This is a genomic window from Aestuariibius violaceus, from assembly GCF_040779325.2.
In the GTDB taxonomy this organism is placed as follows: Bacteria; Pseudomonadota; Alphaproteobacteria; order Rhodobacterales; family Rhodobacteraceae; genus Aestuariibius; species Aestuariibius violaceus.
The window spans coordinates 839,638-859,462 of the sequence record NZ_JBFONT020000002.1 but is presented as its reverse complement, the minus strand read 5'-3'; the positions used below and the strand labels follow the sequence as shown (position 1 = coordinate 859,462).

The 19,825-nt window shown below is 61.3% G+C and carries 26 protein-coding genes; 10 read left to right on the top strand and 16 right to left on the bottom strand.

Going from position 1 to position 19,825, the window contains the following annotated elements:
* Positions 1 to 30: 30 nt before the first annotated feature.
* The 7 genes from AADZ90_RS11475 to AADZ90_RS11445 all read right to left on the bottom strand — a co-directional run bounded on the left by AADZ90_RS11475 (position 31) and on the right by AADZ90_RS11445 (position 3,352).
* The gene (locus AADZ90_RS11475; RefSeq protein ID WP_367310129.1) at positions 31 to 780 is read right to left on the bottom strand and encodes a lytic transglycosylase domain-containing protein; all 750 of its coding nucleotides are present in this window, start codon (positions 778 to 780) and stop codon (positions 31 to 33) included.
* 4 nt (positions 781 to 784) lie between these two features.
* A complete protein-coding gene (locus AADZ90_RS11470) occupies positions 785 to 1,297 on the bottom strand; it encodes a S26 family signal peptidase (RefSeq protein WP_367310128.1) in 513 nt (170 codons plus the stop codon).
* Entirely contained in the window at positions 1,294 to 1,758 is a 465-nt protein-coding gene (locus AADZ90_RS11465) for a DUF2840 domain-containing protein (RefSeq protein WP_367310127.1), read from the bottom strand. The genes AADZ90_RS11470 and AADZ90_RS11465 overlap by 4 nt, the downstream gene beginning before the upstream one ends.
* Positions 1,755 to 2,039 (bottom strand): helix-turn-helix transcriptional regulator, encoded by a 285-nt coding sequence (locus AADZ90_RS11460; protein WP_367310126.1) that lies wholly within the window; start codon positions 2,037 to 2,039, stop codon positions 1,755 to 1,757. Before AADZ90_RS11460 ends, AADZ90_RS11465 begins: the two co-directional genes overlap by 4 nt.
* A 174-nt stretch (positions 2,040 to 2,213) precedes the next feature.
* Complete coding sequence (locus AADZ90_RS11455; protein WP_411997008.1) at positions 2,214 to 2,660, bottom strand: DUF2285 domain-containing protein; 447 nt, start codon at positions 2,658 to 2,660, stop codon at positions 2,214 to 2,216.
* 91 nt (positions 2,661 to 2,751) lie between these two features.
* Complete coding sequence (locus AADZ90_RS11450) at positions 2,752 to 2,943, bottom strand: transcriptional regulator domain-containing protein (protein ID WP_367310124.1); 192 nt, start codon at positions 2,941 to 2,943, stop codon at positions 2,752 to 2,754.
* A gap of 148 nt (positions 2,944 to 3,091) precedes the next feature.
* Entirely contained in the window at positions 3,092 to 3,352 is a 261-nt protein-coding gene (locus AADZ90_RS11445; protein WP_367310123.1) for a DNA -binding domain-containing protein, read from the bottom strand.
* Positions 3,353 to 3,528: 176 nt separating this feature from the next.
* Between AADZ90_RS11445 and AADZ90_RS11440 the strand changes: the two genes are divergently transcribed.
* Both AADZ90_RS11440 and AADZ90_RS11435 read left to right on the top strand, forming a co-directional pair.
* A complete protein-coding gene (locus tag AADZ90_RS11440; RefSeq protein ID WP_367310122.1) occupies positions 3,529 to 3,747 on the top strand; it encodes a helix-turn-helix domain-containing protein in 219 nt (72 codons plus the stop codon).
* A gap of 76 nt (positions 3,748 to 3,823) precedes the next feature.
* Complete coding sequence (locus AADZ90_RS11435) at positions 3,824 to 4,009, top strand: nuclear transport factor 2 family protein (RefSeq protein WP_367310121.1); 186 nt, start codon at positions 3,824 to 3,826, stop codon at positions 4,007 to 4,009.
* Between the two features lie 3 nt (positions 4,010 to 4,012).
* Here AADZ90_RS11435 and AADZ90_RS11430 read toward each other — a convergent pair whose 3' ends face one another.
* Positions 4,013 to 4,903, bottom strand: a complete 891-nt coding sequence (locus tag AADZ90_RS11430; RefSeq protein WP_367310120.1) for a LysR family transcriptional regulator — start codon at positions 4,901 to 4,903, stop codon at positions 4,013 to 4,015.
* 132 nt (positions 4,904 to 5,035) lie between these two features.
* Here AADZ90_RS11430 and AADZ90_RS11425 point away from each other — a divergent pair, with 132 nt between their 5' ends.
* From AADZ90_RS11425 to AADZ90_RS11410, 4 genes are read left to right on the top strand one after another with little or no spacing between them, the layout of a single operon-like run.
* Entirely contained in the window at positions 5,036 to 5,710 is a 675-nt protein-coding gene (locus AADZ90_RS11425) for an FMN-dependent NADH-azoreductase (RefSeq protein WP_367310119.1), read from the top strand.
* 23 nt (positions 5,711 to 5,733) lie between these two features.
* Positions 5,734 to 6,279, top strand: coding sequence for a YybH family protein (locus tag AADZ90_RS11420; protein WP_367310118.1), 546 nt, complete (start codon positions 5,734 to 5,736; stop codon positions 6,277 to 6,279).
* Positions 6,280 to 6,290: 11 nt separating this feature from the next.
* Positions 6,291 to 6,554, top strand: coding sequence for a putative antibiotic biosynthesis monooxygenase (locus AADZ90_RS11415; protein ID WP_367310117.1), 264 nt, complete (start codon positions 6,291 to 6,293; stop codon positions 6,552 to 6,554).
* Positions 6,551 to 6,988, top strand: a complete 438-nt coding sequence (locus AADZ90_RS11410) for a YybH family protein (protein ID WP_367310116.1) — start codon at positions 6,551 to 6,553, stop codon at positions 6,986 to 6,988. Before AADZ90_RS11415 ends, AADZ90_RS11410 begins: the two co-directional genes overlap by 4 nt.
* A gap of 159 nt (positions 6,989 to 7,147) precedes the next feature.
* On the opposite strand, the gene AADZ90_RS11405 is transcribed toward AADZ90_RS11410, so the two are convergent.
* Entirely contained in the window at positions 7,148 to 7,483 is a 336-nt protein-coding gene (locus AADZ90_RS11405) for a DUF736 domain-containing protein (RefSeq protein ID WP_367310115.1), read from the bottom strand.
* A 567-nt stretch (positions 7,484 to 8,050) separates the two neighbouring features.
* Positions 8,051 to 8,941 carry a LysR family transcriptional regulator gene (locus tag AADZ90_RS11400; RefSeq protein ID WP_367310114.1) on the bottom strand — a complete coding sequence of 297 codons (891 nt, stop codon included), beginning with the start codon at positions 8,939 to 8,941 and terminating at the stop codon, positions 8,051 to 8,053.
* Between the two features lie 115 nt (positions 8,942 to 9,056).
* Between AADZ90_RS11400 and AADZ90_RS11395 the strand changes: the two genes are divergently transcribed.
* Both AADZ90_RS11395 and AADZ90_RS11390 read left to right on the top strand, forming a co-directional pair.
* Positions 9,057 to 9,497, top strand: a complete 441-nt coding sequence (locus AADZ90_RS11395) for an ester cyclase (RefSeq protein ID WP_367310113.1) — start codon at positions 9,057 to 9,059, stop codon at positions 9,495 to 9,497.
* Positions 9,498 to 9,528: 31 nt separating this feature from the next.
* Positions 9,529 to 10,260 (top strand): SDR family oxidoreductase, encoded by a 732-nt coding sequence (locus AADZ90_RS11390; RefSeq protein ID WP_367310112.1) that lies wholly within the window; start codon positions 9,529 to 9,531, stop codon positions 10,258 to 10,260.
* A 90-nt stretch (positions 10,261 to 10,350) separates the two neighbouring features.
* On the opposite strand, the gene AADZ90_RS11385 is transcribed toward AADZ90_RS11390, so the two are convergent.
* From AADZ90_RS11385 to AADZ90_RS11360, 6 genes are all read right to left on the bottom strand, one after another.
* Positions 10,351 to 10,821 (bottom strand): hypothetical protein, encoded by a 471-nt coding sequence (locus AADZ90_RS11385; protein ID WP_367310111.1) that lies wholly within the window; start codon positions 10,819 to 10,821, stop codon positions 10,351 to 10,353.
* Positions 10,822 to 10,945: 124 nt separating this feature from the next.
* A complete protein-coding gene (locus tag AADZ90_RS11380) occupies positions 10,946 to 11,872 on the bottom strand; it encodes a DUF2493 domain-containing protein (RefSeq protein ID WP_367310110.1) in 927 nt (308 codons plus the stop codon).
* Positions 11,873 to 12,182: 310 nt separating this feature from the next.
* Positions 12,183 to 13,229 (bottom strand): DUF7146 domain-containing protein, encoded by a 1,047-nt coding sequence (locus tag AADZ90_RS11375; protein WP_367310109.1) that lies wholly within the window; start codon positions 13,227 to 13,229, stop codon positions 12,183 to 12,185.
* 209 nt (positions 13,230 to 13,438) lie between these two features.
* On the bottom strand, positions 13,439 to 15,487 hold the full coding sequence (locus AADZ90_RS11370) for a ParB/RepB/Spo0J family partition protein (protein ID WP_367310108.1): 2,049 nt from the start codon (positions 15,485 to 15,487) through the stop codon (positions 13,439 to 13,441).
* A 75-nt stretch (positions 15,488 to 15,562) separates the two neighbouring features.
* Positions 15,563 to 16,225 (bottom strand): CPBP family intramembrane glutamic endopeptidase, encoded by a 663-nt coding sequence (locus tag AADZ90_RS11365; RefSeq protein WP_367310107.1) that lies wholly within the window; start codon positions 16,223 to 16,225, stop codon positions 15,563 to 15,565.
* Between the two features lie 92 nt (positions 16,226 to 16,317).
* A complete protein-coding gene (locus AADZ90_RS11360) occupies positions 16,318 to 17,511 on the bottom strand; it encodes a DUF932 domain-containing protein (protein ID WP_367310106.1) in 1,194 nt (397 codons plus the stop codon).
* A gap of 682 nt (positions 17,512 to 18,193) precedes the next feature.
* Here AADZ90_RS11360 and AADZ90_RS11355 point away from each other — a divergent pair.
* Positions 18,194 to 18,559, top strand: a complete 366-nt coding sequence (locus AADZ90_RS11355; RefSeq protein WP_217358768.1) for a helix-turn-helix domain-containing protein — start codon at positions 18,194 to 18,196, stop codon at positions 18,557 to 18,559.
* Entirely contained in the window at positions 18,559 to 19,782 is a 1,224-nt protein-coding gene (locus AADZ90_RS11350) for a type II toxin-antitoxin system HipA family toxin (protein WP_367310105.1), read from the top strand. Before AADZ90_RS11355 ends, AADZ90_RS11350 begins: the two co-directional genes overlap by 1 nt.
* Positions 19,783 to 19,825 lie beyond the last annotated feature (43 nt).

The following is a 19,825-nucleotide window of genomic DNA, read 5'->3' as shown; positions in this document are numbered from 1 at the left end:
ACGGAACGGGGCGGAGCCAGGTCGCTGCGATCATCGCTCTGGCTTCCCAGTTCTGGAGACGAAAAGCGCGTTTGGTTGGCTGTTGTGTGAACGCGCCTGGGTCGGGCTTTCTGCGGTCTGCGGATCGGTAGATTTGCGGTCAGGCTCTGCACTCAGCCGCGCTTCTCGCGAAGCCGAAACGGGCGCAAAGAGCGGTGCAGTCTGCCATCGATCGGCAGAAACGGTGCGCACCGGCTGCAACAGCACTGCATCTGAAAATCCGAGTTCCTGCGAAAGGACTGCAACGTAGCGACGGGTCTCACGCGGCAAGGTGCGGCCCGTGCGAAGGTGCTCGGCGTACCGCCCGGGGCCAGCATTGTAGGCCGCGAGAAACCCCGGCGCGCCGAACTGGTCGTACATCTGGCGCAGATAGGCGGCACCGGCGAGGATATTCTCGCGGTGGTCGAACGGATCGGAACCAAACCCATGCGCTGCGCGCAGTTCGGCCCAAGTGCCGGGCATGATCTGCATCAGACCCATCGCACCGGCGTTGCTGACGGCGCGCGCATTGCCGGCACTTTCGGCCTGCATGACAGCGCGTATCCAACGCTCGGGGATGCGGAAGCGCTCCGCAGCTTCTGTGATATACGCATCGATGTCGGACGTTGGAGCGTAGGTCTCCGCGGAGCGCGAGACCGTATCCTGCGCCTCAGCGGCGGGCGGATTGGCGCAACCGGAAAGCGCGGTCAGGATCGCGGAAGCGGCGATGAGACGACGGCCGGAAGGCAGAAGAAAGGCCATCGCGTCAGGCCTCCCGCGTCCAGAGCGGAACCGCGAGACCGACTATTGTGTCGCGCGGCAGCGGTCCGAAATACCGCCCGTCGAGGCTCGCATCGGTGTCAGGGTTGAGGAAGAATACCTGATCGTCGGTGAGCAGGTGACAGCCCTGCCAGACGGGTAGCGGGCGATCGAAGCGGTCACGCGTCTTGGCGGTCGCGACGGTGTTACCGTCGATGCTGATCGTCACTCCGATGCGGCACACGCGTCGCCCGGGCAGCGCCGCGACATGCTTGATGAGCGGGACATCCGCGCCGATATAGCCGCGCTCCAGAAGCCAGTCACCGAGCGATGACGGCGGTTCCAAGACAACCAGATCACCGACCTTCGGCATGTCGATGGGTTGCACCGCATAGAAGCCGATGGAGACGCTCGCGGAGGCGTTCCAAATGAGGATCGGGGTGGCATGAAGGAGTGCCGAGAAGGCGATCAGGCCGATTGCGCCAGTGCTGGTGATGAGTGTTTTGTGGCCGTGTTTCATGCGGCCAGCGCCTGTCGTTTGAGCCAGGCCTCATGCCGAAACGGCGTATAGGAACGCGGTTCCAGATTGCAGCTGAGGCGATTGTGGACGTGCCGCCAGTGGTCGGGGCAGACGTCTTCGGGCGCGATGTTCTCAGCCTCGACCTGATCGACAGCGAGCAACAAAGCTTCGACCTTTGGCCAGCCCGTGAGGCGCAGAAGGCTGACCCCGCCGGGCGTCACATGAGGCACGGTCGAATAGCGCTCGCCGGGGCTTACGGCTTGCAGGATATCGATCCGGCTGTCGACGGTGCCGTAATCGTTGGCCGCCCACCGGACGAACGCGAAGATGCTGCCGGGATCGACACTGACGGTGCGGACGGTGCGGCTTTGAATCTTCTCCTGAACGATCCGACCGAAGCGCAACCAGCGTTCGATGCGGCCTTCGATCCACGTCAGTTCGATGGTCGTGCGCGCACTCATGAGCGCTTCTCGCCGCTATAGGCGGGCGAGACCGCCGCATGGCGCTTGGCGGGAAGCACGGTGTCGCCGGTGTCGTCGGAGGTCGAGCGTTTCTCGCCGCGGCTGACCCAGGCTTGCAGATCATCGACCGCGTAGACGACACGCCCACCGATTTTGGAATACTTCGGACCGGTTCCGTAGGTGCGGTGCTTCTCCAGCGTTCGACCGGAGAGGCCAAGAAATCGGGCGGCTTCAGGGGTTCTGAGATAGCGCGGCGGCAGGCCGGCATTGGGATCGGGCATTTGGGGCTCCTCTGGTCATCGCGGGTTCCTCGCGGGATGCGAAGGACGGCTGATGGTCAGAGAAGCGGAGAAGGGTCCCCGGGAGGGATGACGAAGATTCATCGAAGAAATCGTCACCCCCTACTGGGGTGCAGTTTTTGCCAGATCTTGCGCGAGGCTAGGCGACTACGGCTGCTAACGACGCGATCGGGCCGCTGATTTCCCTCGAAGCAATTGCCGATAGCCATCACCGACGAGCGTTCTTCCGTATGCTGCAAGTCGCGCGATCTGCGCTTTCAAAGCGCTGGTCTTCCATGGTTCGGCAGCGACTCGGTGTGCGCCGAAATAGGCGACTGCGATATCGCGCAGCGGCGCACCGGACTGCCGCGCATCGTCAGTGCGTAGCGCATGACCGATGCGGCGGCGTCGCTGAAGGGTGAACAAGGCTGGCGGGGTCTGACCGCGCCATACGGCTCTCAGGCGCTCCGCTGCAAGCATCCTGATTGACCAGTCGGGAGCGATCGGAATGACGATGGCGCGCGGCCGGTCGGGTGATAAAGCGTCGTTTGAGACAATGATCAGACCGCTGCGGATGCACGTCCAATACCGGCCTTGCGCACCTCTTCGGACGTCGATGATCACGCGGCGAAAGTCGGTTGGGTCTGCGTTGCTAAGCGCCGTATCCGTCATCAGTGTTGTGACGGCCGGTGCAACGGATGGCCTCCAGTAGAGCTTAGCGGCCGTCGCCCTGAGCTCGGGATCGACGGGGAAATCGTAACCCCCATGCGGCCGCCTCGTTCTCGGTCATGTTTGGAAATGCGGCGCGGTAGTCGGGATTGCGCCTGAGACATTCCCAGGCCAGCCCGGACGCATCGAGGTTTTCGATGTAGTCGTAGTTGGTTTCGTCTCGCCAATTCGTCGGCATATTCGCTCTCCCACTGCTACGCGCCGAGCGTTAGACGCTGAGGACACAGCAATATGCTCGCGTTAAGCGGGAATTCGTAGAGGAGTCAGCGGCATAAGGTGATGCGTGAAAAGCATCACCTTGGCGTCAGCATCGCGCCTGCTGGTGCCTATCTCAGAAGCTCACGGTAACCGTGTTCCGCAATCCAATGCGCTCGAACCAGATGGCTGTCATGCACGCGGCGGGCGCGTTCCGGTTCGTCATCAACATCGATTCCGAAGAGATGTTGGGCGACTTCCGACAGCGCCGCGCCCTCGGCTTCAGCGTCGAGCAATCGTGCATACAGTTTCAACTGCGCGCGATCATAGTCTGTCAGCGTGTCGCTATGCGGGGGAGTATCCGTAAGCTTTTTCCTTATTTGATTGCCCATCTAATCCCCCAGCGGGCGTCGCTGCGCCCGAATAGTTAATGCCCTATTTGCAGGGCCTTCCGCAACGGTGGCACAGCAGAGGGACCGCATTTTTGCGTTCGGTTGTCTGGATGGCACTGTCATAGTGAGTATTATAATACGTCGCACTAAAATACGCGATAGTCCTTTGTCTTCGGATGGATATCCGGCAGACTTTTGGTAACAATCTCAAACACTACAGGGCTTTAGCGGACATGAGCCAAGCGGCGCTCGCCGTGAAGATGGGTGTCGATCGCGCGCATGTTAGCTCAATGGAGCGCGGCCAGCAGAACGTCACGATCATTACACTTTGGCATGCGGCCCTGGCGCTGGATGTGGCGCCGAACAAGCTGCTCGAAGATAAGACGACCGATTAAACTGCGTTTTGTGGCTCATGCCCAATCTTGAAGATTGCATTGCGAACTAAGTTGCCTGTGGGCCTATGTCCGCTCAATGCTGCACGCCCAGCACTACCTGCCCAACGCAAGGGGCGGCCCGGTGCAGACCATGATCGGGTACTATGACAATTGGCTGGTGCGCACGGAAACCGGCTGGAAGATCACCAAGATGGTCCAGACCATCACCTGGAACGAAGGCAGCTGGTACATCGTTGAAAAAGCGGCGGGCCTGAGCGAATAGGCGTCAAACGTTCTCTGCGATCCAATGCTTGTGCACGTCCAGAAAGGCCTTAACAGCCTTCGTCTTCCGATCCGACCTCCAGATCAAGCCGATGGAGATCGGATCGAAGCCACTGACAGGTCGGCGCGTCACGCCTGCTGGTACATCGGGCAAGACATAGGATGCATGCAGAAAGCAGCCCAAGCCATCGCGCACATATTCCGGACCTGTTGACGGTTGGGACACATGGTAGGCGATGCGCGCTTCCGGGTTTGCAGTCTGCATCACGCGCAGGCATCGATCATAGAGCGGTGGATTGAGGTGTCGGGCGAAGGTAATCACACTTTCTGCGGCAAGCCGGTCCAAAGGTATCTCCGCGAACTCCGACAGGACATGATCCTCAGGTATCGCGGCCATCCAGACGCCGTTCATAGTCTCACGCGCCGCCAAATCGGGATGGTCAGGGGGCAAAAACCCAACACCGACTTCGATGTCCCGCGCGACCAAAGCATGAACCACAGCATCGGAATGTAGCTCTGACATTTGCACGTCGATGTCTGTGTGTTTCTGCATCAGATCACCCAGAATCTGGCTCAGATGCGGGACCTTCAGATACTCCAGAAATGCGATCCGCAGCAGGTTGTCCTCCTGCGCAGACAGACGCTTGATCTCAGCTTCCGCCGCCTGCAGTTGCGCCAATGCGCCCCGGGCAGCAGGCAATAAAACCTTGCCTGCCTTTGTGAGGCTGACCTTGCGCCGATCCCGATCAAAGAGCTTGGCACCCAGGGATTTTTCAAGCGCCGCGATCTGCTGACTGAGCGCGGGCTGCGTCATCGCGACCTGCTCGGCCGCCTTGCGAAAATGCAGCGTCTCGGCGACCGCCACAAAACACTCGTATCTCCTGAACCCTGACATGAACCAAATTTGCCAGAGCGGCCTTTAATAAGCAATGCCTATCACAGAACGGGCCATTCGAATTGGCAATCAAGGCCCGGCAGCGCGATGTTTGTCAGGACCAGACAACAGATCAAAACGGAGAACCCAACCATGAAACCGCTCAACAAGATCATCTATATCGAAGCCTCGCCACGCAAGGAACGCTCGCATTCGATCGCCTTGGCCACGCAATTCCTGGCCGGCATCCAGACTGCAAATCCTGACGTCGAAATCGACCGGATGGACCTGTGGGCCACGGACTTGCCCGCGTTCAACGGTGCGCTGATCGATGCCAAATATGCCCTGCTGAATGGCGAGGACCCGACCTCAGATCAGGCGCGTGCCTGGAAAAGCGTGACGCAGGTCATCGATCGCATCGCCGATGCGGACCTGATCGTGATCTCGACCCCGATGTGGAACTTCGGCGTGCCCTATGTCCTCAAGCATCTGATCGATATCATCGCACAACCCGGCTACACCTATCAGCCCCGTGCGGATGCTCCCTATGAGAACTGGGGGCTGCTCAGCGGCAAGTCTGCCGTGGTTATCACCGCGCGCGGCGGGACAGTTGCTCCGGGAAGCGGGGTGGAAGACTGGGACTTTCAGGCGCGGTACCTGGACTATGCGCTCAAGTTCGTCGGTGTGCAGGACGTCACACAGGTGGCGGTCGAGTTGACAGCAGTCGACAAGGACAACCTGCCTGACCGGCAGGCCGCCGCGGCGCAAACACTTTCGGAAGTGGCAGCTCAACTGACAAACAAGAGCGCTGCGTCCGCAGCCGCTTGAAACCCTTTCAAAGGAGTAAGACAATGACACACTTTCTCAAAACAACCGCCCTTGCATCCCTCCTCGCACTGAGCACCGCGGGTACGGTCCTGGCACAGGACACCGCTGACGAAGCAGAGCTGCGCGACCTGACCAGCACCTGGGTTGCGGGCTGGAGCACCAGTCCGGACGAGCCCTTTTCCATTGATCAGATCGCTGATCTCTATGTGAAAGACGAACGACTGTTTTCCTACGACTTCGGCCGCCCGCACAACGGTGTAGAAGGCTGGGAAGCCGCATCGCGCTACTATGAAGGCTTCATGGCGCTGCCTGCGGAATGGACGCTTGTCCCGGCGGACGACATGCGCGTCACGGTTAGAGGCGACATCGCCTGGACCACCGTATCGCTGTCGGGATCGGGCACCATGCCCAACGGGGATCCCATTGCTTTTCCCGAAGCACGTGTGACATTGATCTTCGAGCAACAGGACGACGGCGATTGGCTGATCATCCACGAGCACGGCTCGTCGGCTGTTCCGTTCCCGGATCTCGAAACCACGCAGTCGCTGATCAGCGACGATGGTCAATGAGGAGCAGGATAATGACTGTTCGTATTCTCATCGACAGACCATCCGTACGGCGCGCTGTCCTTCTATGGGCAGCCGTCTTCCCCCTCATCACTCTGGTGCTGGCCCTCACCGGGCCGGTCATCGGGGACTGGCCGCTGATTGCAAGAACGCTGGTTCTGACGTTGATCGTCGTCCCGCTTCTGAACTTTCTCATTATGCCGCATCTGATGGCGCGCTTCGGCCACTGGGTCGAAGCTGGCCAGGACAATCCGCCATTGAAGGGACTGAAACTATGACACCGCACGCACAAATCACCGAAGGCATGAACACATGGTTCGCGGCCTGGAACATCGGCACCAATCCCTTTGACGTCGAGAAGCTGCGCCCGCTGTTCTCGACCGGCGAGATCCATGTCGTTGACAATTTCGACGACAAGGTCGTTGTCCTGAAAAGCTTCGATGAATACGCGCGCACTTGGACCTTGTCGGGGTTCCGCAGCTGGTCCATCGCGCCCATCGGAGAGCCCCAGATCCGCATATCGGGCGACCTCGCCGTTGTGACATTCGCTTTTGCAGGTGAGGGTATCTCCACTAGCGGTGACAAAGTGTCGGCAGCACAGCACGGCACACATGTCTGGGTGCGCGAAGGCGACGGATGGCGGATCGTGCATGAGCATCTCACGACCGACACGGTCGAGAATGCTATGAAGTCGCTGAACTCTGCCGCTTAAGTGGCAGAAAACAAGTGAATGCGAAGGCTCGCGAGCGGGCTTTGGCCGGGCGGCAATGGTCAAGATTTTTGGGGAATCGAAGCCACTTCTGGTGGCAGGATCAAAGGTAGACCAAGAACGCCCCGCCCGGTTGACCGGGCGAGGCGTGTCTGATGATCCTCACTCGCCGTTCTTGCGGCGAGCCCGAGACCAGATGAGGCTGAAGGTCTCTTCGCCGCCTTCGACGACGGTGTCGTCGAAGAGGTTGGCGTAGATCGGCTGGGTGAAGCTCGGATCGTCCAGCTTGAGGCTCAGATAGTCGCGATCCTCGTTCGAGCGTTTCGACCAGGCGGCGCCGATTTCGGCGCGGCCGACGAAAACCCGGTGGGAGGGAGCGTTTTCGCCAGGGGCGCTGTCCTCGGGGACGATGCGGACGTTCTGCGCCTGTACGTTGAGGGTGACGATTTCTCCGACGTACTCGTTGCCGGTCTTCTTGAAGGTTCCGATGGTGGCCATGTCATTTCTCCTTTGGTTTTCGATCCCGCGCCCGTCGCGGTCTCGATGGCGATCGTCCGGACCGGGACGACCGCCGACGCAGCCCCTGTGGCCCGCAGCGCAGCGGAGGACGCCGGGGCCGGGCTTTCTTGGACCCAGGGGGTCATTCGCGAGGAATGGGCGAAGCCCAGGGGAAGAAAGTGCGGCCCCGGCGTTGCGGCTGAGGCGGTCGAGGCGTCAGCCGATCCCGGTCAGATCAGCCCATGGAGAGACCGCATCGGACGCGGGTGATGAGGGCATTGGGAAGAGAAATGACAGCCGCGTTCGTTTCCAGCAATCCACCGGCGCCGTTTGTCGTGTGAAGACAGGCAGCTTCGTGCAGAAAGGCGGGAGCGGGCTTATCGCCAGACGTCCAAGGGAATGCGAAAACGCTCCCGATTGCGAGTGTTGGCGGTAGGGCGGAAATCGAACCCGGTCGATGGTTTCGAACAAAACTAGACGCGACATACCGAAACTGACGGAATCAAGCGCCAGCTTTCGAGCGGGCCTCCTCGTCGAGTGACCGTCCAAAGCGGTGAGGCATCAGCTTCAGACTGCAACGCATAGTCTCAACCAATCGAGCACAACTTCGACGCGTCGGGATCTATGGCGACGTTCGGGAGTGAGTGCATGGACGTCGATGGTTGCCCCACGCCAGTCCGTCAGCATATGAATGAGGTCTCCACCGGCCAGATAGCTCGCCGCCTGGAACGACAGGACGCAGATCGGCCCAAGTCCGGCGCGCCCGGCTTCCACATAGGCGTCAAGATCGTCAAAACGGATGGTAGCGTGAGGGTTAATCTCGATCGTTTCGTCGTCCTTGGTAAACGCCCAAGGGTAGCCACGCGCTGATCCCGGGAACCGGTAGGCCATTGGAAGTGGATAAGGTATTTCATCTGGACGTGCGATGGTGCCATGCGCCTCAATCCATGGCGGAGCGGCGCAGAGTACCTGTTCGAATGCACCGAGACGGATCGCACTTGTGGAGGTATCCGCCAGTGGGCCAATTCGGACGGCGATATCGACGGCTTCGCCCACCATGTCCACGGCGGCGTCGGCCAGTGTGAAATCCAGTTCGATCTCCGGGTGCTGGCGCACAAGGCTCGCGATGTTCGGCACCAGCAGGGCGCTGGCCAGATGTCTGGGTGCCGCGATCCTGACCCGGCCCGATACGGTGGCGGCGCGGCTGTGCACCCGCGCCTCGACATCAGTGATGTCATCCAACAAGGGGGCAATCTGGTCATAATAGGCGCGCCCGTCCTCAGTAACCGAGACCTTGCGTGTGGTGCGCTCAAGCAGCCGAACACCAAGCGTATCTTCAAGCCGCTTGACTGCGGCGGAGACCGTCGCCGTCGGCAGGCCGAGATCGCGAGCGGCGGCGGCGAAGGATGTCAGCTCAGCCACCCGGCAGAACGCGCGTCTGTCGCGGAGGTCACTCATAACAGGGGGGTCTCATTGTTCAGAATTCTGGATAGTCATTCATAACAATGCTAGATTATCACGATTAGTCAAATGGTCCATATCTTCTTCACACCACAGCAAATGGAGAAGACCAATGACCAACACAGCACTCGAAGCCAACAAAGCCGTGGTCACCCGCCTGTTGGAGGAGGTATTCAATGGCCACAATCTCGACCTCCTGCCCGAGTTATTGACGCAGGACTTCGTATTGAAGCCGCTAGCGGCATTTCCACCCGAAGAAGCCTATGGGCCCGAGGGCATGCGCTCCGTCTACGAGGGTTTCTACAAGGGCATCCCCGACGTCAAAGCAGAAACGCTCGACATGATCGCGGAAGGCGACATCGTGATGGTCTATGACCGCTTTGGCGGAACGCACGAGGGACCGCTGGGACCGTTCGAGGCGACCCACAAGCCGCTGTTCTGGAACGTCATGCACCTCTACCGGCTGCGCGACGGAAAGATCGCCGAAGACAACGTGTTCGTGGATGCTCTTGGCCTGATGCAGCAGGTCGGCGCGATTCCGGTTGATTCCTGATATGGAACAGTCGAGGAAAGCGAAAACGGGAGTGGCGCGCGTCGCCCTCGTGACCGGGGCCAGTGGCGCCATCGGCAGCGCCATCGCGCAGAAACTCGCAGCGGATGGGATGGTGGTGGCTGTCCATTGGAGTACGAACCAGGCCGGCGCCGACGACTGTATCGCCGCCATCGAAAAGAGCGGCGGGACAGCCATTTCCGTTCAGGCTGACCTGCGTCAAACCGAACAGGTGGAGGCCCTGTTCCAGACCGTGCTGAACCGCTTTGGTCAATTGGATGTCATCGTGGCGAATGCCGGCGCAGGGGCACCCGCCGCCGCTTTTCAGGACATCACCGACGAGGATTTGGACGCGGCTCTCGACACCAACGTCAAGGCGACGTTCAAAGTATTGCGACAGGCAGCAAAAACAGTTGCTGATCATGGCAGGATCATTGCCATCTCATCCTCGCTTGTCGATTTTCCCAGCACTGGCATGGCGACCTATGCTGGCAGCAAGGCCATCGTCCGCACCTGGGCAAAGGTGTTGGCAGAGGAATTAGGGTCGCGACAGATCACCGTGAATGCCGTCTCGCCCGGCCCGACGATACCGGGCATGTTCAGCTTTGCCGGGCCGGATCTGCGCGAGGTGGCCGCCGCCGCTTCGCCTCTTGGACGCCTCGGTGCACCGCAAGATACTGCTGAGGTTGTTTCGTTTCTGGCGAGCGATAGCGGCGCGTGGATCACCGGCCAGCACATGCTGGTAAACGGTGGTGCGACGATGTGAGGTCAGGTCGTACGACCTGTACCTGCAGGTTCGTCGATTTTTCTGAAGTGGTCGTTATCGCTGCCCGGTCCAATGTCCGTATCGTCCCGCTCACCGGTCATTCGCGAATGGTGCGGACTGATGTGCTTTTGGGTGCAATACATCATCCGCTCCCGGGGGACCGGCGAGGCTTGCGATCCGCACCCAGGCGGTACCAGCGACGATGACACCGCCGATGATTGCAAAGACGAGCGTCCAGCTTTCGCTCGCCCCGCCGATCTCGGAGAGACCTCTGATCGCGGAGAATCCTGCAACGCTGGCCGGCGCGGCATAAAGCGCGCCAATGGCGAGACGGATCGGAACGGACTGCACTTTGGCGAAAACGACTTGTCCGATCAGGAGCGTGAAGACGCCCGCGAACAAGCCCACAAGGATCGCCACGATGAGACCGGTTTCGGTGCCATAGAAATACAGGCCGACGGTCATGGCGACGAAGAAAGGCAGCGCGTAAACGGCAAGACTGAACAGGACGTAGACGAGGACGCCCAGTCCAATGATGCTCAGAAGTGCGGACAGAATCATGGGCGGTCTCCTCTCATGGATTGCGCCGCCACCACCGCCATGGCGCTGGCAGAGCTTAGCACAATTGCGCTGTTCTCGGAATATTCCTGGTCCGCACAACGCGATGCGACATGCGCATCACGGGTCATGACGACCCGCCTTTCTTGTGCCGGAAATCGTAGAGCGGAATGCCGAGCGCCTTGGCCTTGTCAGCGAGATTGTCGGAGATGCCTGAGCCCGGGAAGACGATAAGCCCGATGGGCAAGGTCTCAAGGAGCTGGTCATTTCGTTTGAACGGCGCGGCCTTGCCGTGGCGGGTCCAATTCGGCTTGAAGACGATCTGCTGACACTTGCGATTGTCGGCCCAGCAAGCGGCAATGCGTTCCGCGCCCTTGGGCGAACCGCCGTGGAGGAGCACCATGTCCTCGTGCTTGGCACGGACCCGGTCGAGCGCAGCCCAGATAGCCGTTGTGTCGGTGACGTCCTGCCCGCCGGTGAAGGCGATCTTGGTGCCGGTTGGCATCAGCGGTTCAAGATCTGCCTTCCGCTTGGCATCCAGGTAGTCGCGGCTGTCGATCAGAGCGGCAGTCATATGCTTGCGGTTGACCTGCGAGCCCGAGTGTGGGTGCCAGGTCTGCCCGAGATGGGCCTCGAAGTGCTCGGCAGCGAGATCGCGCATGCTCTCGTAGGCGTTGCGTTGTTCGGTGAGTGTGAGCCCTTCGGCGACCAATTGCTCCAGCTCAACCGACCGAACTTCGGACCCATCCTGGCTGCTTTGGCCGCGCTTCTGGGCTTGCTCATTGTCGTCAAGCTTCCGGTCGATCCGAGTGGCCATGCGGTGGAAGACGTTGGTCGTAGACCAGAGCAGGTCTTCAAGATCGGGTTCCAGCCGAGTGTCTCCGAGGGCGACCACGAAGGCGTCGAAGATGTCCGTCATGGCGGCTTGGACGGTGTCCGGTTCAGGCAATGGTCTGGGATCGGGTTCGTCCGAGAAGGGCCGATGTCCGAAGAGCTGAAGTTCGTCGAGCACCAGGGCGGTTGTCGAGCGGGCTTGCGGTTCGTGCAAGGTCATGGGGTTGGTCTCCTTCGCTGTCTGATCGCGCCTCGCGCGGCCTTCATGGGCGACGGGCAAGCGGAGGCCGATCGGGCCTGCATCCCGCGTTCGCGGGACCGGAGCGTCAGCGGAGGATGGCGAAGGCGGCGCCGTTTTGACTCGCGATGCAAAGCCGGGCTTGTCCGGCGGCGGAAAACGGGGGCGCCGCAGCCATTGCCGGACCGGGCGGTCTGCGCTCCGTCTCGTCCCTCTCGGAAGGCCGTGGGCGCGGCTCTTGCTGCAAGGCGAGCGATGCTCCTTTGGCTCGAACGGCTTGTTCCCGTTGAGATCAGCCGGTGCGCTCAGGCACTCGCTCTGGAGTGTCGCTGCTCTCCAGTTGCGCGCTGAGATTATTGCGCAGCCGGTCGATGCCGAGTGCGCGGAGATCGTCGTTGAAATCGCCCAGTGCGGGCCGCAGCATGATCGTCTCGATACCCGCTTCGGACGCCCTGTCGCGCAGCCTGTTCGCGGCAATGCGACCTGCCTTGTCGGCGTCGACGGCGATGTACAGGCGCTGCACCCAAGCTGCGGGCTGGTAGGCCGCAAGATGATTGCCGGAGAGCGCCGCTGCGACTGACATTCTCGGCAAAACCTGCCGCAGCGACAGCATGGTCTCGAGACCTTCTCCAGCGGCGATCACGCCGCAGGGTGGACCCATATGCACGGCGTTTCCGAGTAGATTGCCCATCGCCTTGCGGTTCGGATCGAGCGGAGCTTTCGTGGCCGTGTCAGGATCGAGCCAGGTCCGGTGCAACCCGGTAAGCGTTCCGTCCGTGTCGGTGATCTTGGCAATGAGCGCTGGCCACATCTGACGCCCAAGCTGTTCTGCAGTGGCAGGCAATTGATAGTAGCACCGGGGATGGAACCGGAGCATTGGTAGTCCCTGCAAGTCTGCGATGCCGCGTTGATTAAGATATCGCTCGGCCAATGTGTTTGTGATCGGTGAAGAGATAGCCCAGAGCCGTCGTGCCGCCTCTGGTGAGCCCGTCGGTACGGGCGGCAGTGTCTCGTGCCGAGGAGGATCAGGTCTCGGCAGGCTGAGAAACCGTCGCGCTTCGTCGAGCGTATCTCGAAGGGTCGAGAGATTGAGGTTGGCGGCAATGAGGTCCAGCAGATCGCCGTGCTCGCCTGTGGCGGCATCGGTCCATTTTCCTGCGGCGCCGGGGCCGGATGAAGGTCCGGTGAGCCGGACATAGAGACTGCGCCCCGGCGTGTTCTGGACGTCACCGACCAGCCAATAGCGACCATTCTTCCTGCCGTTCGGGAGATAGTGACGGCAGACACTTTCCGCCTCGCGGCTGAGCTTCTGCGCCAGGGATGATGCCGGACTGTCCATGGACGCCTCCAGTGCTTGCGACAAAAAAGGGCCTGCCGCGTCCGACAGGCCCCAGGTCGAGGGAGTTTGGGGGGAAGACATCCCTCGGTTTGTGATCGCTGGTTTCCGAGAAGGTCGGGCGAAGGCGGCCCCGGCGACAGTCAGATCATCGCCCAATCGGCTGAAATCCACCATCGACCGAGGGCCGCCGGACACCTGTCGCTATGCGACTACTCTGCAGCTTCGAGGGCGACTGCCTTGTCGTCCGCCGGTTCTGCATCCGGCGCAATGTCGCCATCATCGACGATCTCGAACTCCGGCTCATCGGGCTGTTCGACCAGCGGCGGTGTGCGCAGCGGCTCGGGCAGCCAGTCGCTCCCGGCCAGCAGTTCTTCGGCAGCCTCGACCATGTCGGGCTTCTTGAACCCGGCGATCCGGTCGGCGTCCTTGTCGCCCTTTGCCTCACGCACGGCGGCGAGGATCTGCGCCTTGGTCACGCGGCCAAGATAGCTGTCCGCCGTCGGCGTCCAGCCCGCTTTGGCCATGTCGAGACCGAGCGTGCCCGCCAGCACGTCCGCATGGGCGATCTGGCGCGGTTTCCGGTAATGCGGCTCCTGCACCGCGTTGACCGTCATTGCCACGCAATGGGCGAAGAGCGCGTCGCGGCTGTCGCTGTCCCATTCAGCCAACACCTCCCAGAGGTCTTCCGGCTCCTTCGGCAGATTGCCCGCCCAGGTCTCGATGCCCAGATCGATCGACTGCACATAGGGCATGTCCGCGAGACCTTCCGCCTGCGCGCCAAACTGTGTGCTCTTGGGCGTGATCTCGACGCAGCTGTCCTGGCCGTAATGATAGAAGAGCGACAGGACCATCGCGTGGAGACAGGCGAGCCGGGCGAGTTCGGGATCACTCGCCAGCGCATTGCGCAATGCCATTGTGCGATGGACGGTCAAGTCGCAGACGAGGCGGTCCGACAGCGGCTTGGTGCCGTCATCATCCTCATCTTTTTCCAGATCGGTGGCCTGGCCAGTGCCGTCGACGGCCTCGTCATGACTCATCGGATCAGCGCCGTCGTTCTCGGGGTCGACGTCGGTCTCCACCACCGGCTCATCCTCGGGCCGAACATAGCCGCGTTCGACGCGCAGACCGCCGGAACTGTCGATGCTGACGAACGCGCCCGCGATCGCATAGTCCCCAGCTTCGAACCGGATGGGCCGATCCTGCAGCGCTTCCATCGCCGTTTCGATCTTGCCGAGCCGTTCGTCGATCTCCTCGGGGAGTTCGTCCACCTTGGCATAGTCGTCTTCGAGCTTCTCATACTCGGCCTTGAGCGCGGTGTAGGTTTGCTCTTCCTCCTCGCTCATCGGCTCGGCCTCGCCGCGAATGTGCCGCAGGTCGTAGGTGTGGCCATAAGGGAAGTCGGTGCACAGCTCGATCCACTTCCAGCCTTCGGCGCGGATCGCTTCGGCCTCCTCGTTCAGCTTCTCGGTGACCATGGTCTCCAAGAGCGCTGCGTCCTGCAGCCAGCCGCCGTCGTCGGTCTGGAACAAGTCGCGCAGCACTTCGCCGTCCGCCTCGACGTAGTTGTCGAGACCCACGAATTGCGCCCGCCGGTCGGAAGCGCGCACGGCGCCTTCGGTCAGCATGCGGCGGATTTCGTAAGGCTGTTTCGAGTAGTGCTGCTTCAGCGCCTCCCAGACCTGTTCCTGGCGTTCGTGATCGGGATTGACCGTGAAGGCCATGAGCTGGTCGAGCGTCATCTCCTCCTCGGCATAGGCGTCCAGCAGTGTCGCCGAGACGGCGGCCAGCTTGAGGCGCTGCTTGACGACGCTGGCTGAGACGAAGAAGGCTGCGGCGATCTCTTCCTCGGATTTGCCTTTCTCGCACATCGCCTGGAAGGCGCGAAACTGGTCGAGCGGATGGAGTGGTGCGCGCTGGATGTTCTCCGCGAGGCTGTCCTCTTCGGCGAGCCCGTCAGTGCGCACGATACAGGGCACCGGCGCGGTCTTGTTGAGCCGACGCTGCTTCACGAGCAGTTCGAGCGCGCGGTAGCGACGACCGCCGGCCGGGATCTCGAATATGCCGGTTTCCGCGCCTTCGTCGTCGAGGACCGGGCGCACCGTAATCGACGACAGGAGCGTACGCCGGGCGATGTCCTCGGCGAGCTCTTCGATCGAGACGCCGGCCTTGACCTTGCGAACGTTGGACTGGCTGAGCACCAGCTTGTTGAAGGGGATGTCGCGCGAGGCGCTGAGGGTGATTTTCTTGGGACTAGTCATGGGATTTCTCCGCGACGGGCGGTCAAGAGACTCTCTCTGACCTCCAAACCCGTCACGAAAAATTCCGCCTCCCTCTCACTCTCGTCTTCGCAACGCCTCCCGGAGCGGCCCGAGGACGATCCCCACGAAGTCGGTTGCAACATGGGCAATGATGTTGGCGAAGAGATCGCCATGCCAGAGGAAGAAGACGGTCAGGGCAGCGCCGGAGATCACCGTCGTCAGCGCAGGGCCAGGCCCCCACAACGGAAGATGCGCCAGCCCGAAAGCGAGAACGATGACGGCAGCCGCCACATAAGCATCGCCAAGCAAAGATGTGAGGATGGCGAGTGCCACTCCTCGATAGAGGATTTCTTCGGCAGCGCCGCCGATCAGAACTGCAATGAACAGATACCAGACTGGAAGGCGCGAAAGATCGGAGAGTGTCGCTTCGAAGCCCGAGAGGCCAAGCCAATGCGGGAGCCGCATGAGAAACGGACCGAGCGCGAGGATGAAGAAGGCGGCCATGCCAGCTGCCCAGAGAAGCGTCCCCAGGTCTGGTGTCTGAAAACCGATCAAGCTCAGGGAGTACCTGCCACCAAAGCTGAAAAATACCAGGACAAGCGCTACGAGGCCGAGGAGCATTGCCTGGCACAATAGGTTGGTCGACAGGGCCGCCGGTCGTGCAGACGTCCGCGTTCCGTAGACGGCGATGAGCGGCGGTCCGGCCAAGGCAAGTGCTACGATCAGAATGTCAGGCATGTGCTCCATGATCCACCCATACCATGGCACCCGATGGCGGTTCAGCCTGTATCCCGCCTCTCGGTCGGAGGCGGGATCGGGAGATCAGACGACTAGGCCGCCTGTTCGAGCAGCTTCTTGGCGCGGGTTTCCATGCTGAGCCGCGCGTCCTGCTGTGGCTTGCCCCGCGCGACGGCGGTAATGCCCTGAACGAAATCGAAGACGCTTTCGGGCGGGCGACCTTCTTCGGCGAGGACGGTCTCGACGATCTTGCCGGTCTCCGCCTTCGAGAACCCGCGCTTGCGCAGAAAGTCGATGCGGTCCTTGTCGCTGCGCGCGACGATCCGTTCGCGAGCGGATCGGATGCCCTGAACGAAGGGCTGCGGCGAGGAGTCGGCAAAATTCGCCAGCGCTGGTGCTGCCTCATGCGCGAAGCGGTTGGCGGCGTATTTGGAATGCCGGATCGTGATCTCCTGAAAGTCTTCGACGCCCCAGAGATTGCGGTTCTGGCACACGGCGCGAAGATAGAAGCTGGCAATGCCCAGCGTCTTCGCGCCAACCTCCGAGTTCCAGCAATAGAATCCCCGGAAGAAGAGGTCGGGCGATCCGTCAGGTAGCGTGCCCGCCTCGATCGGGTTCAAATCGTCGACCAGGAAGAGGAAGACATCGCGATCCGAGGCGTAGAGTGTGGTCGTGTCCTTGGTGACATCGACCATCGGGTTGTAGATGCCCGTCGACCAGTCGAGCACGCCCGGCACTTTCCAGCGCGTGTCGCCGACACCGTCGCCTGCAATGCGCTGGACGGCGGAAACGAGTTCGTGATCGTAGATCCGGCCATAGTCCGGGCCGGTGACGGCGCGCAGTTCCGTTCGGCCATCGGCGACTTCCATTGTCTTCACCTGCTCGGCGCGGTGGTTGGTGAGGCCGTATTGCAGGTTGATGCCCGCGAGCGGCGCCGGAAGCTGGCGCAGATAGGCCGCGGGTGCGCCGACAAGGCTGGCGAGCTGGCCGAAGCTCCAATGGGTCGGCGCGACCGGCGCTGCGGCGTCGGGCAGGATCAGCGCCAGGTTTTCCGGATCGTTGCGATGCGCCTCGACGCGGATCGCCGCGCTCTCGACCGTCCGCGTGCGGCTGCGCTCGGCGCGGCCCTTCACCGAGGCGTAGAGGTCAGAGAGCGAGAGATACTTCTCATCGTCGGGCCGGGAAAACCATTCAGACGACACGCGCCCGTTATGCCCACCACGGGACACATCCACCTTGTAGCCGCCGCTCTCGGGCCGCTCGTTCATGATCTCGATTGCTGTCATGGCTATTCTCCATGACGGGCGGTTCGAGAGCCTTTCTCTCGACCTCCAAACCCGTCACGACGACAGCCGCAGGCCTCTCACTCTTCTTTGCCGTTCAATATCACGGCGTGATCGACGAAGGACCATACCGCCCGCGTCAGGGATGGACGCCCGAAAGGGGGAAGACCCATCGGGGCTTCCGCTCTGCCGACAGCCCGGCCCGCAGGGCGACGCCCACCTGCGCTTCTCGGCGATACAAAACCTCCAGCTTCAGGCCGTGAAGTGGGAGGATTGGTATCTCGCGGTTCCCTGAGCGGCGAGGTTCAGGCTTTCAATCGGTCGGAGGTAGACTTTCAGGCGGTCGGAGGCGGATGCGTGGTCTCACACGTGGTCTTGCAGAATCATGTTGCGATGTCCGCGCTAGGCGCGGACTTGGGAATATGATTTGCAGCTGCAGATCTTCGGCACTTGCCCCTCATTCGGGGGCATGGTCCATGGTCGACAGCATCGAACCTCTGGTTTTGCGCACCCCTGCGCAATGCCCGGCAAGACCTGTCTGAAGCATGCTACATATTTCGGACATTGCCTGGCCTTCGGCCATCCCCATAGCATGAGGTTGCTTTACACCTCATTTTGCTCTATCAGTCATATTTGACGGTTAAATCTAGTTTGGACGTCAGATATGGCGGTTAAAGTGAATTCTGTGAGCGCGCGCCGAGCCCTGGAGGCGCTGGGCGCAAATATCAAGACGGCGCGGCTGAAGCGGCGAATTTCCGTGAAGGGCTTTGCGGAACGGATCGGCGTGTCCGAAAGCACCGTGGCTCGCCTTGAGAAAGGCGATGACGGCGTGAGCATCGGCACGCTCGCCATGGCATGCCTTGTCCTTGGCGAAATCGACCGCATCTCCGAGTTCCTCGACGCGGGCACGGATGACACGGGATTGCTGCTCGACCGGGAAAGCCTGCCCAAGCGGATCGATCGCAAGCGCAAGCCGAGGTCGCCGAGCAGCGGTCAGGACAAGGCTGATCCGATTGCCGATGGGGATGACGAGGAAGGGGTCGGTTTCTGATGCCCGAGGCCATCGTCGCGCTTGGCGAAGGAAAACGGATTGTCGGACGCCTGCGCTTTGAAAGCGACGGGCGCCGCCAGCATTCGCAGTTCGAATATGCCGACGAATGGCTTGGCGCTGACGATCGCTTCGCGCTGTCGCCGGGATTGCCACTGCGCGAAGGCAGTCATTTTTCAAGCGGCAAGGACGACAAACGTTCGGCATTGCCAGGATGTTTCGCGGACGCTGCGCCGGACTCATGGGGTCGGGCGCTCATGACCCGGGCGCTTGGCGGCGGCCTCAGCGAGTTCGACTATCTTGTTCTGTCAGACGATCGAACACGGCAAGGCGCTTTGCGGTTCCTCGGCGAGGATATGGAGCCACTGTCGGACCTCACGCCGCCCATTCCCCGGCTGGTCGAGTTGGAACGCTTGCGCGCATTGGCGCAGCGCTTCGAACGGGATCCGGGCGGCGCGGAAGAGGAGGCGCGCGATCTTGCTGGTGTCGCCGGTTCTCTTGGTGGTGCGCGCCCCAAAGCCAATGTCGAAGGCGATGGGCATCTCTGGATTGCCAAGTTCACTTCCGCTCAGGACACCAAGCCGGTCGAGCGCGCCGAAGTGGCGACGCTGAAACTGGCGCGCATGTGCGGTCTGCGCGTGGCCGATGCGCGGCTCGAACTGCGCGACAGCGATAGCCCGATTGCCCTGATCCGCCGGTTCGACCGCCGCGGCGACACGCGCATCCCCTATATTTCGGCTCGCACCGCACTGGATTGGCAAAGCGAGGAAGGCGCGTTCTACACGGACATCGCCGAGGTGATCCGTCAGATTTCCAGCAAACCGGTGGAGGACCTGCACGAACTCTGGCGTCGGATCGTGTTCACCATCCTTGTTTCGAATAAGGACGATCACCTGAAAAACCACGGGTTCATCTATGTCGGGGGCGACCGGTGGCGGCTGTCTCCGGCATTCGACATTAATCCATCCCCCTCCCGGCATCGCGTTCTGGAAACGGGGATCATTCAGGGTGGGTCATTTGAGGCGTCGCTGGAGATCGCGCTTGAGGCGTGTGAGTTCTTCGACCTTACACTCGATGACGCGCGGCAGCAGGCTTTTCAGATGGCCGAAACGATTGCGAACAACTGGAAACAGGCTTTGCGGAATGAAGGCTGTTCCACAACGGAGGTGCAAAGCTACGCCGATGCCTTCGAGCATGACGAGACCAAGCATGCGCAGGAGAGCTGAAAGTTCTCAATCAACGCCATAGTTAATGACCAGCAAGCAAGGT